This window comes from Rhodanobacter sp. UC4443_H10 (assembly GCF_052978325.1).
In genome coordinates this window covers 1,232,936-1,244,868 of record NZ_CM129668.1, presented here as the reverse complement: position 1 = coordinate 1,244,868, position 11,933 = coordinate 1,232,936, and the positions used below count along the sequence as shown (strand labels likewise).

The 11,933-nt window shown below is 67.5% G+C and carries 17 protein-coding genes; 4 read left to right on the top strand and 13 right to left on the bottom strand.

Annotated features, from left to right (window positions below; genetic code table 11):
* Positions 1–64: 64 nt before the first annotated feature.
* The 8 genes from ACVCMB_RS05975 to ACVCMB_RS05940 form a co-directional block, all read right to left on the bottom strand.
* Entirely contained in the window at positions 65–709 is a 645-nt protein-coding gene (locus ACVCMB_RS05975) for a carbapenem self-resistance protein CarG family protein (RefSeq protein WP_447107222.1), read from the bottom strand.
* A gap of 13 nt (positions 710–722) precedes the next feature.
* Positions 723–1,589, bottom strand: a complete 867-nt coding sequence (locus ACVCMB_RS05970) for a TraB/GumN family protein (RefSeq protein ID WP_447106403.1) — start codon at positions 1,587–1,589, stop codon at positions 723–725.
* A gap of 379 nt (positions 1,590–1,968) precedes the next feature.
* Positions 1,969–2,376 (bottom strand): MAPEG family protein, encoded by a 408-nt coding sequence (locus ACVCMB_RS05965; RefSeq protein ID WP_447106402.1) that lies wholly within the window; start codon positions 2,374–2,376, stop codon positions 1,969–1,971.
* A gap of 152 nt (positions 2,377–2,528) precedes the next feature.
* Positions 2,529–2,846, bottom strand: coding sequence for a hypothetical protein (locus tag ACVCMB_RS05960; protein ID WP_447106401.1), 318 nt, complete (start codon positions 2,844–2,846; stop codon positions 2,529–2,531).
* A gap of 133 nt (positions 2,847–2,979) precedes the next feature.
* Positions 2,980–4,098, bottom strand: coding sequence for a cyclopropane fatty acyl phospholipid synthase (gene cfa, locus ACVCMB_RS05955; RefSeq protein ID WP_447098510.1), 1,119 nt, complete (start codon positions 4,096–4,098; stop codon positions 2,980–2,982).
* A 3-nt stretch (positions 4,099–4,101) separates the two neighbouring features.
* Positions 4,102–4,473, bottom strand: coding sequence for a DUF190 domain-containing protein (locus ACVCMB_RS05950; protein WP_395119487.1), 372 nt, complete (start codon positions 4,471–4,473; stop codon positions 4,102–4,104).
* Positions 4,474–4,485: 12 nt separating this feature from the next.
* Positions 4,486–4,872, bottom strand: coding sequence for a fluoride efflux transporter CrcB (gene crcB, locus ACVCMB_RS05945; protein WP_395119485.1), 387 nt, complete (start codon positions 4,870–4,872; stop codon positions 4,486–4,488).
* Between the two features lie 210 nt (positions 4,873–5,082).
* The gene (locus ACVCMB_RS05940; RefSeq protein ID WP_395119483.1) at positions 5,083–6,225 is read right to left on the bottom strand and encodes a DUF2235 domain-containing protein; all 1,143 of its coding nucleotides are present in this window, start codon (positions 6,223–6,225) and stop codon (positions 5,083–5,085) included.
* A gap of 161 nt (positions 6,226–6,386) precedes the next feature.
* Here ACVCMB_RS05940 and ACVCMB_RS05935 point away from each other — a divergent pair, with 161 nt between their 5' ends.
* The 4 genes from ACVCMB_RS05935 (at position 6,387) to chaB (ending at position 8,595) form a co-directional block, all read left to right on the top strand.
* Complete coding sequence (locus tag ACVCMB_RS05935) at positions 6,387–7,217, top strand: isocitrate lyase/PEP mutase family protein (RefSeq protein ID WP_447106400.1); 831 nt, start codon at positions 6,387–6,389, stop codon at positions 7,215–7,217.
* A gap of 5 nt (positions 7,218–7,222) precedes the next feature.
* Positions 7,223–7,684, top strand: coding sequence for a carboxymuconolactone decarboxylase family protein (locus ACVCMB_RS05930; RefSeq protein ID WP_395119479.1), 462 nt, complete (start codon positions 7,223–7,225; stop codon positions 7,682–7,684).
* Between the two features lie 7 nt (positions 7,685–7,691).
* Positions 7,692–8,267, top strand: coding sequence for a DNA-3-methyladenine glycosylase (locus ACVCMB_RS05925; RefSeq protein ID WP_395121413.1), 576 nt, complete (start codon positions 7,692–7,694; stop codon positions 8,265–8,267).
* Positions 8,268–8,367: 100 nt separating this feature from the next.
* Entirely contained in the window at positions 8,368–8,595 is a 228-nt protein-coding gene (gene chaB / locus ACVCMB_RS05920; protein WP_395119477.1) for a putative cation transport regulator ChaB, read from the top strand.
* A gap of 33 nt (positions 8,596–8,628) precedes the next feature.
* Here chaB and ACVCMB_RS05915 read toward each other — a convergent pair whose 3' ends face one another.
* The 5 genes from ACVCMB_RS05915 to ACVCMB_RS05895 form a co-directional block, all read right to left on the bottom strand.
* Positions 8,629–9,126 (bottom strand): hypothetical protein, encoded by a 498-nt coding sequence (locus tag ACVCMB_RS05915; protein WP_395119475.1) that lies wholly within the window; start codon positions 9,124–9,126, stop codon positions 8,629–8,631.
* 91 nt (positions 9,127–9,217) lie between these two features.
* Positions 9,218–9,514: a cell division topological specificity factor MinE gene (gene minE / locus ACVCMB_RS05910; protein ID WP_395119473.1), complete on the bottom strand. Its 297-nt coding sequence runs from the start codon at positions 9,512–9,514 to the stop codon at positions 9,218–9,220.
* 5 nt (positions 9,515–9,519) lie between these two features.
* Positions 9,520–10,335 carry a septum site-determining protein MinD gene (gene minD / locus ACVCMB_RS05905; protein WP_395119471.1) on the bottom strand — a complete coding sequence of 272 codons (816 nt, stop codon included), beginning with the start codon at positions 10,333–10,335 and terminating at the stop codon, positions 9,520–9,522.
* Between the two features lie 51 nt (positions 10,336–10,386).
* Positions 10,387–11,148, bottom strand: a complete 762-nt coding sequence (gene minC / locus ACVCMB_RS05900; RefSeq protein WP_395119469.1) for a septum site-determining protein MinC — start codon at positions 11,146–11,148, stop codon at positions 10,387–10,389.
* On the bottom strand, positions 11,145–11,762 hold the full coding sequence (locus ACVCMB_RS05895; RefSeq protein WP_395119467.1) for a GNAT family N-acetyltransferase: 618 nt from the start codon (positions 11,760–11,762) through the stop codon (positions 11,145–11,147). The genes minC and ACVCMB_RS05895 overlap by 4 nt, the downstream gene beginning before the upstream one ends.
* Positions 11,763–11,933 lie beyond the last annotated feature (171 nt).

Here is an 11,933-nt window from a genome sequence, read left to right as displayed (position 1 = left end):
TAGCGCGCAGGCTGCGCGGATAGCCGGACGATGGTGCCAGAAAGCCGGTGCCTGCGGGTACCTTTCAGTGATCGATGCCGTTGTCTTCGAGCGGGTGCCTGAACTTCACGCCGAGCTCTGCGGCGATGGCGTAATTCGCATCGCAATAGAGGTTCCTGCTTTGGAACTGGTCGATACGTTGGAAATAAACAGGCGGTGATCCTGGTGCACCATCCGCATTGTGCGCAACACGATAGATCGAGAATGTCATGCGCGCTTTGTCGGCATAGGACGTCCCCAGGGCGCGATCAGCCGTGATAACGGTGACGGAACCCTCCGAGTTGCGTAGCAAGACCATGTCGCGCAGCCAGCAATCCGCCCCCTCGATGGTGTCGAAGGCCACGTATTCGGGAATCTTCTCGTTGAAGAACGGCACGACATTCCACATCGACTTCTCCTGCACCGTCCCATCCGTTTCGCCGGCCTCAACATGATCTTGCATGTAGAACGTGATGTGCTCGAAATCATGTGCGTTGAAGTTGCTTCGGTGGGCATTGAAGACCAGATCTTTCCGGCCATCGCCATCGATGTCGATCGCGTTGGGTCCGTTGGCGATGTCGATGACCTGCAGGTGGCTGAAATTTCGGCCGTGCGATGGCTGCACCGGCGTTTGTGCCCACAAGGCAAGCGGACACACCAGTGCGAATGCAACGATCCCTGCGGACTTCATCACGGCGATGGCCTCAATTTCGTTGAGCGGAGATGCCGAGCTTTCGCAACTGCACCTGCACGCTGTCCGGCCCGGCCAAGTGTGCCGCGCCGACGGCGATGAAGACTGTACCGGGCTGCTGCAGCATGGCGGCGATCTTGGTCGCCCACACTTGGTTGCGCTGCACCAGCAGCCGTTGGTAGAGCTTCGGCTCGTGCAGGCGCATGTCGTCGTTGCCGATGCGCGCGATGGCGTCCACGTCGCCGGCCTTCCAGGCGTCGATCAGTTCGGTGAGCCGAAACGTGCCCTTGTCCGCGTCGCGCATGGTCGAGCGCAGCAGGGCCAGCTCGATCATGCGCGGCATGTCGGCGAGAAAGCGGATCTGCTGTTCCGCGGTTTCCAGGCCCAGCACCGGCTTGCCGGCGGCGCTCATCTGCGCCTTCAGCTGCTTGTCCACGCCATGCTTCGGGTCGAGCCCGGCCTTCAGCAGCGGCGTCACCGCCAGCGTCAGCGCGGCCAGCCACGGGCGCATCACGTTCAGCGTCTGCATGCCGCCGGGCACGCCGAGCTTGTTCGCCAGCAGGTCCAGTCGATGCGCCTCCGACTGGCTGAGCTGGCTGGACAACGGGTGCGTCGCATCCATCCCGTAGCGCAGCACCAGCGCCGTCATGTTCGCCGGGTCGTCGTCGGTCAGTTCGATGTACAACGTGCGGCTGTCTGCCATCGCCCGGTCCAGCGTCGGGTCGTGCCAACTGGCGTCGCTCGGCATCAGGTGCACCGTGCCGAACAGGTAGATCGTGGTATCGGCATCCTTCACTACCCACAGCGCGGGGTGGGCGATGACTGCCGCGGGCAGCAGCAGGAGCAGGCAGAGGGAGATGTGGGCGAGCAGGTGCTTCATGCCTGCGAGTGTTGCGGCAAGCGCGTGGCGGTTCAATCCGGTATCCCGGATTGTCTGCGATCGTCCATGCCGATCAGTCGCCCGAACGCCAGCGCGGCGGTTCGCCCTTCAGCCAGCACACGGCGATCAGGCCGAGGGTAAGCAATGCCAGGCTGAGCGCGAACATGACCGGATCGGCCGCTGGCGGCAGCAAACGAAAGACGAGCGCAACACAGCCCGCATAGACGGCGAGGCAAACCCAGCCCTGCCACCGAGCCGGCAGGCCCCAACCCCAGCCGTACCGTTTGGCGGGAAACCAATACTTGTTCCGGCTATTCATTTCGGCTCCCCTGGGAGAGTGCGTGGCGTTTGAATTTGAATGAAGCCGACCTCGTTTGACCTACAGGCCGAGCAGCCCACACGTCCAGTAAACACCAATGCCCATTTGCGCGGCAAAGGCGGTGAAGCGGGCGTTGACGGCGATGACGCTGGTCGAAGCCAGGTGGATGCCGGATTGGATGACCCTCGCGCCCAGCAGCCAGGGGGCCAGCGCATCCGTGACCTCGGTCCGATCCGTGACCAGCGCGACCAGCAACAGCCCGCCGAAGACGGGCAGGCTTTCGATGCAGTTCGCATGTGCCCGGGCGAGCCGCTGCATGAACGGCGAGAGGCCCGCGTTGTCGGGCGCGAACCCGTTCGAGCGGACGCGGCCGGTGACGACGAGGTAGCTGCGCAGCACCTCCATCACGACCAGCAGCAGTAATGTCCAGGCGAGGAACAGCGTGAGTACCAGAGCTGAGGTGGTCATGGTGCCGCCTGCGATTTGCGTGGAGTGGGTGGGATGGGTGGTAGCCGCCGGCTAGGTCGGGGCTCGTTTGGATTACAGCCAATTCATTTCTTCCGCCCCTTGTTCGCGTCCCTAATATGCTCTTGTTTTGGCAGCCGCCATTGCGTGGGCCGTCAATGCGATTCAGTGGGGCCCCGCGCTGGAGGTGGCAACGAATCCGGACGGAGCGAAGCTGTCTTCAATCCCGTCATGCCGTCGGGCGTGGATGCTTTCGCGGAGTTTCGGGTTCGATGGGTGCGCGCGCAAAGCCGCCTGAGCAGGGTCAGGATCACCAGTTCGACGAGCGCGAAACCGAACCCTGCCAGCGCCGCGATGCCCTTGATCTTCCCCTGCTGTTCCTGCGTGGGGAACAGCTCCAGCGACCCATGGATGAAATAGGCGACATCGAGTAGCAGCAGGAGCGCGAACACAAGCCCCAGAAGCGACAGCATGCCGGCCTGGAGACGGGTGCCCCCGGTTTTCCGCATGACCCTTCCATCCGTTCCCTGGTGCACATGAAAGCCCTCAGGCATCCCCTGGATATTCGGCACGGCGCGGCGGCAATGACTTGAGCCCGCGCGCGCGTCAGCGCGGCACGCGGTAGCCGCCGGGCACGCCGTGCGGGCTCAGGGTGATCTGCCACAGCTGGTCGCGGCGGCTGCGGAAGACCGCGGCGGAGACGGCGAGGTAGTAGCGCCACATGCGCCGGAAGCGTTCGTCGTAGGTTTCCGGCAGGGTGGGCCAGGCGGATTCGACGTTGGCGCGCCAGGCGGTGAGGGTGCGGTCGTAGTCGGCGCCGAAGTTGTGCCAGTCCTCGACCACGAACAGGTCTTCCAGCGCGGCCGCGACCTGGCTGGCGGCGGGGATCATCGAGTTGGGGAAGATGTATTTCTCGATCCACGGATCGGTCTGCGCCGGCGCGCCGTTGCTGCCGATGCAGTGGAGCAGCGACAGGCCACCCTCCTTCAGGCAGCGGCGCACGGTTTCGAAATAGCTGCGGTAGTTCTTGCCGCCGACGTGCTCGAACATGCCGATCGAATACACCGCGTCGAACGGCTCGTCGACCTCGCGGTAATCCTGCAGGCGGATCTCGATCGGCAGGCCGGCGCAGAGTTCGCGCGCGTAGTCGGCCTGCTGTTGCGAGACGGTGATGCCGACGCCTTCGACGCCGTAGTGCTCGGCGGCATACTTCAACGCCTCGCCCCAGCCGCAGCCGATGTCGAGTACGCGCTGGCCGGTCTTCAACTGCAGCTTGCGGCAGACCAGGTCGAGCTTGGCCTCCTGCGCGTCGTCGAGGTTGTCGGCCTTGGCCCAGTAGCCGCACGAGTACACCAGGCGCTTGCCAAGCATGGCCTGGAACAGGTCGTTGCCGAGGTCGTAGTGGGCCTTGCCGATCTCGAACGCGCGCTCGCCGCGCTGCAGGTTGATGAAGCGCGCCTTGAGGTGGGCGAGCACGGTGTCGAGGGTCTTCAGGCCCTGGTCGATGCCCGCACTGAGCAGGCGGGTGCACAGGCCGGGCAGGTCGGCGGCGTCCCACCAGCCGTCCATGTAGGCCTCGCCCAGGCCCAGCGAACCGTGGGCAAACACGCGGGCGTAGAGGCGTTCGTCGTGTACCTGCAGGTCGGTCGCGTCGTGGCCGTTGATGTGGATGCCGGCTTGCGCCAGCAGTTCCCCGGCGCGGTTCTTGAGGTCGTCCTGGCTCATGCGCTACCTCGTGCCTTGATGATGCCCGTGCGGCTGCGGCGAATCGCCGAGTACCGCGAAGCTTGCCGGCCAGCGTGCATACGTGGCGTCGACGCGGGCCTCACGCAGCCGTTGCAGCAGCGCCTCGGCCTGCTCGTCGAGCAGCACGAACTCGATCTTGACCGGCAGGTCGTCGGCCAGTTCGAAGAACTGCTCCTCGTGCAGCACGCCGTGGCGGCCGTAGCCGGCGATCGCGCGGAACACCGAGCCGCCGCCGATATGCAGCGCCTTGGCCTGCGCCAGCAGCCACTCGGAAAGCAGGATGCCTTCGTGACGCGCACGCGCATGGCAATAGAAGGTGAGGTGCGCGCCGTGTTGCAGGGCTTCGTGATTCATGGGGTCTCTCGTTCAGTGGCGCAGCAGGTTGCGGGTCAGGGCGAGGCCGAGCACGGTCATGCCGAGCGAGCCGGCCAGGTGGCTGAGCACGTGGCCGCCGAACCACAGGTACTGCTGGCGCAGCAGCAGGGTGACCGCTTCGCCGGAGAAGGTGGAGAACGTGGTCAGGCCGCCGAGGAAGCCGGTCATCACGAACAATTGCAGCTCCGGCGAGGCGGCCTGGAAATGGCGGAACAGGCCGATTGCCACGCCCATCAGCAGGCCGCCGGTGAGGTTGGCGGCCAGGGTGCCCAGCGGCAGGGTGGGGAACAGCGGGTTGAACAGCAGGCCCAGGCCCCAGCGGCACCAGCAACCGAGGGCACCGCCCAGCCCGATCGCGACAAATCCAGTCAGACCCACGTGCGCTACTCCGTTGCAGGAAAGGTTCCGGCGACCGCAGCGACAGGCAGGCCTGCGCCGCCGGGAACCGGCGTTGCAGGCATCATCAACCTCGTGGCGGAAGCACCCGGGGTGGTTGGTTGCGGACGCGTCGCGCGCCCGCAACGGGAGGCATGCCATCTCCCATCGGGCCATCGTAGTGGAAACCGCCGGCCGCCCGTCAAGCGTGGATCAACCGCCGCGCCTGCCGACCGGCGCGACCGGGTCGGTCACGCTTTCCACCGACATCAACACGGTCGCGGTGGCCAGGGCGCGAACCAGGCTGGGCGAACGGTAGCCCGGGTCGGCCAGCCAGCGACGCCACACCGATTCGTCCACCTTCTCGTTGACGCCGCTGCCCACGGTGCGGTCGAACGGCGGCTTGAACTCCTTGTAGAGGCCGTCCATGAACTCCTTGTAGGAGTCGCGCGGCACGCCCGTGCATGCATCACGCGGCGGCACCAGCAGTTCGCTGCAGGTGAGGCCGGCCTTGATCGCGCGGGTCTGCAGCCAGGCCAGGGCCAGGTCGGGCAGCGGGTCGGGCTTGCGGCCGGCGCCGTCGCGGCGATTGCCGCCGCCCACGTCGGAGTGCGAGCCGATGAACCAGCGTTGCTCGACGTCGATCTGTTCGCGCTTCTTCGAGGTCAGCGATTCGCCGGGCTTGACGGTGTACGGATTGCGCGTCCACACCGCGGGCTGGAAATCGCCGCGATGTTCGTCCAGCGCCAGCGCCTGGTAGGCGTGCTTGACGATCTTGCTCAGCTCGGTGTCGTGGAAGCGGTAGCGCGAGCGCGCAAACGGAAACCACGAGGCAGTGTCGGGGATGCCGAGCGAACCGACCGTGTCCCACACGCCGATGAAATGGATGTCCACCTCGATCGAGTGCTGCTGGCGAAATGCCCGCGCGGCCGGGTCGTCGGGCCTGGTCTCCACGTCGCGGTAGAAATCGTAGGCGTGACTTGCGTCGGCGCGGGACAGCTTGCCGCGGCCGTCGCGCTTGAGCAGGCCGCATTTTCGGATCAGGCCGCCCAGGCTGCGCGCGGTATAGGCGCCGCGGCTGAAACCGAACAGGTAGATCTCGTCGCCCGCCTGCCACGTGTCGCACAGCCAGCGGTAGCCATCCAGCACGTTGCCCGAGAGGCCATAGCCGAACGCGCCGCCGAGCAGGTGGGTGATCCCGCGCTTCACCCCCACGCCGGGGATGTAGTTGACCTGTTGCACGTTGCCCAGTGCGTCGCGCGGCGCGATCAGCCGACGCAGGCGCTCCACGTTGGTATTCGATTCCGGCTTGTTCCAGGTGCCGTCGAACAACAGCACCAGTCGGCGCGTGGTCATGGATTCCTCCGTCGCGACGGGCGCAGCCCGCGACAGCTTCGGGTCGATCGGCGCCGACTGTAGCAGGCGCCATGCGCCAGTGTGGCCGGCGGCGTATGCTGCAAGGTCAACTCCGCCAGACGAGGCGACGCGCGACGATGCAGTCACGGGCCCGGACAGACATGGCGCAGGCGTTCCGGCGCCTGCACGACCGCAGCCGCGTACTGCTGCTGCCCAACGCCTGGGATGCGCTCAGCGCGCGGCTGTTCGCGCGGCGGGGCTTCGCCGCGGTGGCCACCACCAGCGCCGGCGTGGCGTGGTCGCTGGGCTACGCCGATGGCGAGCAGGCGCCGCTGGACGAGGTGCTGGCGGCGGTCGCCCGCATCGTGCGCGCGGCGGAGGTGCCGGTGACGGTGGACATCGAGACCGGCTACGGCGAGACGCCGGCGGAGGTGGCCGCGACGGTGCAGTCGGTGATTGCCGCGGGCGCCGTCGGCATCAACATCGAGGACGGCATGCCGGGCCACGGCCCGCTGCGCGAGGCGTCCGCGGCGGCGGCGCGGGTGCGCGCGGCACGAACGGCCGCCGACGCGGCCGGGGTGCCGATCGTGATCAATGCGCGGGTCGATCACTGGATGCAGCATGACGGCGCCGAGCCGGCCGCACGCCTGGCCGACGCCATCGAGCGTGGCCGCGCCTACCTCGCCGCGGGCGCCGACTGTATCTATCCGATCGGACTGGCCGATCCGGCCACGCTGGCCGCGCTGGTGCGCGCGCTCGACGCGCCGGTCAACGTCGCGGCAGGCGCCGGCATGCCCGGCCTGGCCGAGCTTTTCCAGCTCGGCGTGGCCCGGGTCAGCACCGCCACGCGGCTGACCACGCTGGCGCTGGCGGCCGTCGATCACGCGCTGGCGCGCATGCGCGAGAGCGGAAATTTCGAGGGACTGGTTGCCGACTTCGGCTACGCCGACGCGCAGCAACTGTTCGAACCGGTTCGAACTGACGAGAGGTGACAGGAATGAGTGGACGCATCGACTACAGGACCGCCTCGCCGGCCGCCTTCAAGGCCATGCTGGCGATGGAAGCCCAGGTTCGCGGCAGCGGCCTGGAGCATTCGCTGATCGAGCTGGTGAAGATGCGCGTGTCGCAGATCAACGGCTGCGCGTACTGCCTGGACATGCACAGCAAGGACGCGCGCGCCGCCGGCGAGACCGAGCAGCGGCTGCACGTGCTGGCGGCGTGGCGCGAGGCGCCGTTCTACTCGGCGCGCGAGCGTGCCGCGCTGGCCTGGGCCGAGGCGGTCACCCTGGTATCGACGAACGATCTGCCTGACGCCCTGTATGACGAGGTACGCACCCAGTTCGACGACAAGGCCATGGTCGATCTCACCCTGGCGATCATCGCGATCAACGGCTGGAACCGGCTGGCCATCGGATTCCGCGCGGATGTCGGCAACTACCAGCCGCAGCCGGCGGGTTGATCGCGCCATGGTGCTGGAGCGCGCATTCTACCGGCGCGACCCGCGCACGGTGGCGCCGGAACTGCTGAACAAGGTGCTGCGGCACGCCGACGGCCGCAGCGGCCGCATCGTGGAAACCGAAGCCTACTGCGGGCCGACCGATCCGGCCGCGCACTCCTGGCGCGGCCGCACGGCGCGCAATGCGACGATGTTCGGTATGCCGGGGCTGCTCTATGTGTACTTCACCTACGGCATGCATTGGTGCTGCAACCCGGTCTGCGGCGAGGAGGGCGAGGGCGTGGCGGTGTTGTTGCGCGCGCTGGCGCCGCTGGACGGGCTGGCCGCGATGCGCGCCGCACGCCCGGCCTGCCGCAGCGATCGCGACCTGTGCCGCGGACCGGCGCGGCTGTGCCAGGCGATGGGCATCGACCGCGCGCAGGACGGCATCGACCTGGTCGACGGCGCCGGCGGCTTCAGCATCGTCGACGATGGCGTGCCGCCGCCCGCCGCGCCGGTGGTCACGCCGCGCGTCGGCATCACCCGCGCGGTCGACGAGCCGTGGCGCTGGTACGTGCCGAACGACCCGCACGTCTCGCGTCGCTGAGCGGCGGTGCTTTCCGCGCAGACCACATGGAATTGACGGCAGGTTGATCGCGCGCGGTACACGGTACCCAGCCTCACCATCCATTGCGGAGCCTGCGGCCATGCCTTATTCCTCCATCAGCAACCTGCCCGATTCCGTACGCGACCACCTGCCCAGGCACGCGCAGGAGATCTACAAGGAAGCATTCAACAGCGCCTGGGACGAATACGCCGACAAGGACGAGCGGCGCGGCGACGAGTCACGCGAGGAAGTGGCGCACAAGGTCGCCTGGTCGGCGGTCAAGCAGAAGTACGAGAAGGGCCGCGACGGCAACTGGCACGCCAGGTAGCCGGGATTCGGGGTTCGGAGTCGGGGATTTGCGTCAGGCGTGCGGCAGGCCGCGCGCCTTGAGAAATTCGCGGGCATTTTCGGCGTCGTGTTCGAACCACGCGCGGGTCGAGCCGAGCCGGAACGAATAGCCCCAGGCGTCCATGTCGCGCATCAGGCGTTCGCGGCCCACGCCGGGCAGCTCGTCGGCCAGCACGATCTGCAGGTAGCAGGTGGCGTCTTCTTCCTCGATCGAATCGGTGGCGTCGGTATGGACGTCCGGACGTCTATCCGCCGGCAGCACGATCAGGTGGCCGGCCTCGTGCAGCAGCGAGTGCGCCGGCGTGTCGTCGCGGGCGTAGACGGTGGTGCCGATGATGCCGGCCTCCTCCTCGCCCCAGAAGCTGCCGGGAATCGGTTCACCCGCCGCCACCCGCTGCAGGTGCAGGCCGAAGCGGCCGAGCAGCGCCGCGGGCGCGTCGAATCCGATGTCGGCCATGCGCAGCACGGTGCGGGCCGGATCGCCGGAAGGTCGCGTGATGTCGGGATGCATGGTCGTGCGCCGGGCGCGTGCGGTGGCGGCGGAGTGGAGCCGGACAGGGTGCCGGCGGGCTGTCGAATGATGAAAACCGGCTGGCCGCGGCTCAGCCGGTCCTGGCTTCGTCCTTGTTCTCGCCCTTGGCCGCCTGCTTGCCTTCCGGCAGGGTGACCGAGAGTTCGAGGATCTCGTGGCCGCTGTCGCGCTCGAAGTTGATGTTGATCGCATCGAGGTCGACGTGGACGTATTTCTTGATCACTTCGAGCAGTTCGTTGCGCATCATCGGCAGGTAGTCCGGTGCGCCGCGGGTGGAGCGCTCCTGCGCCACGATGATGCGCAGGCGTTCGCGCGCCACCGTGGCGGTGGCTTCGGGCTTGCGCTTCAGGAAATCGAGAATACCCATCGTGATCAACCTCCGAACACGCGCTGGAGAAAGCCCTTCCTGGGCACGTCGATGAAGCGCAACGGGCGCTCTTCGCCGAGAATGCGGGCCACCGTGTCGCCGTAGGCCTGGCCGGCCTGCGAGTTGGCGTCGACGATTACCGGGATGCCGTTGTTGGAGGCGGTCAGCACGTTCTCCGATTCGGGGATCACGCCGACCACCTCGATGCCGAGGATTTCCTCCACATCCTTCACGCTGAGCATCTCGCCGATCGCCACGCGCGCCGGGTTGTAGCGGGTCAGCAGCAGGTGCTGGGTGACCGGGGTCTCGCCCTTCTCGGCGCGCCGGGTCTTGCTGGCGAGCAGGCCGAGGATGCGATCCGAATCGCGCACCGAGGACACTTCCGGGTTGACCACCACCACGGCGTGGTCGGCGAAGTACATCGCCAGGTGGGCGCCCTTCTCGATGCCGGCGGGGGAGTCGCACACCACGTACTCGAAACCCTCCGCGGACAGGCCGTCGAGCACCTTCTCGACGCCTTCCATGGTCAGCGCGTCCTTGTCGCGGGTCTGGCTGGCAGCCAGCACGTACAGGTTGTCGTAGCGCTTGTCCTTGATCAGCGACTGCTTGAGCGTGGCCTCGCCGTGCACGACGTTGACGAAGTCGTACACCACGCGGCGTTCGCAGCCCATGATCAGGTCGAGGTTGCGCAGGCCGACGTCGAAGTCGATCACCGCGGTTTTCTTGCCGGCCATGGCCAGGCCGGTGGCGAGCGAGGCGCTGGTCGTCGTCTTGCCGACGCCGCCTTTGCCGGAGGTGACAACGATAATCTCAGCAGTCAAGGGCCCATCTCCGCGTGGTTGTTCTTGTTGTACAGGATGCGTGGTGAACGATCACAGCCTGGCGATCAGCAGCTTTTCGCCTTCCAGCCAGCATTGCACGGATTGACCTTCGAGTTCGGCCGGAATCTGCTCGAACACGCGGTATTGCCCGGCGATCGCGACCAGCTCGGCGCGGAAGCCGGAGACGAAGATGCGCGCCTTCTCGTCGCCTTGCGCGCCGGCCATGGCACGGCCGCGCAGGCCACCGTAAATGTGGATGTTGCCGTCGGCGATCACCTCCGCGCCGTTGGCGACGGTGCCGGTGACGATCAGGTCGCAGTCACGCGCGTAGACCTGCTGGCCGGAGCGCACCGTGCCGATGTGGTGCTCGGTGCTTTGCCGGTTGCCGGCGGCGGGGGTGGACAGGATCGGTTCGGGCGGCGGCGCGGGTTCGGTGCGCGCCGGCTGGGCTGCCGCCGGCGCGGCCGCGGCCGGTTCGTACGCCGCGCGGAACTTGGCGATCAGCGGCAGGCCCATGCGCTTGGCCAGCGCCTCGGTCTCGCTGGTGCCGTAGGCCAGGCCCACCGGCAGCATGCCGGCGCTGCGCACGGCCTCCAGCAGGGCGTCGACCGCGCCGTCGTCGGGCAGGCTCGACAGGTGGCTCAGGTCCAGCACTACCGCGGCGCGGGCGAACATCTGCGGCGCGGCGCGCACGCGGCGTTCGAGTTCGTCGCACAGCGCGGCGGCGTCGACCCGGCGCACGCGCACGCAGGCGATGCCGACCTGGCCGAAGCGCAGGTCGCAGGCGTCGTTGGTTTCGGCGCGGGCGTTCATGCGTGCCGCTCGCGGGCGATACGCCGCTGGCCGCTGTCGTCGTGCGGCAGCTCGCGCTCGGCCAGCCACGCCGTGTCGGGCAGCCCGCCGTGCTCCAGCCAGGTGTCGCGGACGTAGGCGTAGCTGGGCAGGTCCTTCGCCAGCAGGCTGACCTGCGGGCCGTCGGGCCCCATCTTCTGCTGGTCGACCTCCTGGAAGCCGTAGGTGCCGTGGAACAGCACCACCACGTCGTCGCGCGGCTCCAGGAACACCTCGCAGGTCAGCAGCGGCACGCGCACTTCGGCGTAGCTGTGCACATCGCTGTAGAAAATGCGGCCCAGCCCGTGGCGCCGATAGGCGTTGGCGATCACGATGCGGTCGATGTAGACGAACTGCGGGTAATGCGCCGCGAACCAGCGGTAGTTCGGGCTGTCGTAGTCGAGCCCTTCGCGCAGGGCGATCAGGAAACCGGCCATGTGGCCGTCGATCTCGGCGACACGGAAGTAGTTCGCGTGCTCGAAGAAGTAGCGCAACTGGCCGGCATCGAGGGTGAGGATGGAGCGACCGGCGGCGTTGTTGAGCGCCAGCACGGCATCCAGGTCGTGCTCGCGCACGTCGCGGATGGCAAGGGCCATTCGTTGCTCCGCAATGGTGGAATCGGGACAGGAGTCGACGGTGCGGCTCCCGGACGGCGCATTATGCCATGCGGCTGTCGCGCTGGCATCAAGCCGGGAACATGTAAAACCGGCGTAAAACGGTGCCGGCAAGGCCTGGCCGGGCGTGACTTCCCGCGCATTGCGCGCGTG

Coding starts and splice junctions, on each gene's coding strand:
- ACVCMB_RS05950 (WP_395119487.1), bottom strand. CDS start 4,473: ATGAATCACGAAGCCCTGCAACACGGCGCGCACCTCACCTTCTATTGC.
- ACVCMB_RS05935 (WP_447106400.1), top strand. CDS start 6,387: ATGGCGCAGGCGTTCCGGCGCCTGCACGACCGCAGCCGCGTACTGCTG.
- minC (WP_395119469.1), bottom strand. CDS start 11,148: ATGAACGCCCGCGCCGAAACCAACGACGCCTGCGACCTGCGCTTCGGC.
- ACVCMB_RS05930 (WP_395119479.1), top strand. CDS start 7,223: ATGAGTGGACGCATCGACTACAGGACCGCCTCGCCGGCCGCCTTCAAG.
- minE (WP_395119473.1), bottom strand. CDS start 9,514: ATGGGTATTCTCGATTTCCTGAAGCGCAAGCCCGAAGCCACCGCCACG.
- ACVCMB_RS05960 (WP_447106401.1), bottom strand. CDS start 2,846: ATGCTGTCGCTTCTGGGGCTTGTGTTCGCGCTCCTGCTGCTACTCGAT.
- ACVCMB_RS05965 (WP_447106402.1), bottom strand. CDS start 2,376: ATGACCACCTCAGCTCTGGTACTCACGCTGTTCCTCGCCTGGACATTA.
- ACVCMB_RS05895 (WP_395119467.1), bottom strand. CDS start 11,762: ATGGCCCTTGCCATCCGCGACGTGCGCGAGCACGACCTGGATGCCGTG.
- chaB (WP_395119477.1), top strand. CDS start 8,368: ATGCCTTATTCCTCCATCAGCAACCTGCCCGATTCCGTACGCGACCAC.
- ACVCMB_RS05975 (WP_447107222.1), bottom strand. CDS start 709: ATGAAGTCCGCAGGGATCGTTGCATTCGCACTGGTGTGTCCGCTTGCC.
- ACVCMB_RS05940 (WP_395119483.1), bottom strand. CDS start 6,225: ATGACCACGCGCCGACTGGTGCTGTTGTTCGACGGCACCTGGAACAAG.
- cfa (WP_447098510.1), bottom strand. CDS start 4,098: ATGAGCCAGGACGACCTCAAGAACCGCGCCGGGGAACTGCTGGCGCAA.
- ACVCMB_RS05970 (WP_447106403.1), bottom strand. CDS start 1,589: ATGAAGCACCTGCTCGCCCACATCTCCCTCTGCCTGCTCCTGCTGCTG.
- ACVCMB_RS05925 (WP_395121413.1), top strand. CDS start 7,692: ATGGTGCTGGAGCGCGCATTCTACCGGCGCGACCCGCGCACGGTGGCG.
- ACVCMB_RS05915 (WP_395119475.1), bottom strand. CDS start 9,126: ATGCATCCCGACATCACGCGACCTTCCGGCGATCCGGCCCGCACCGTG.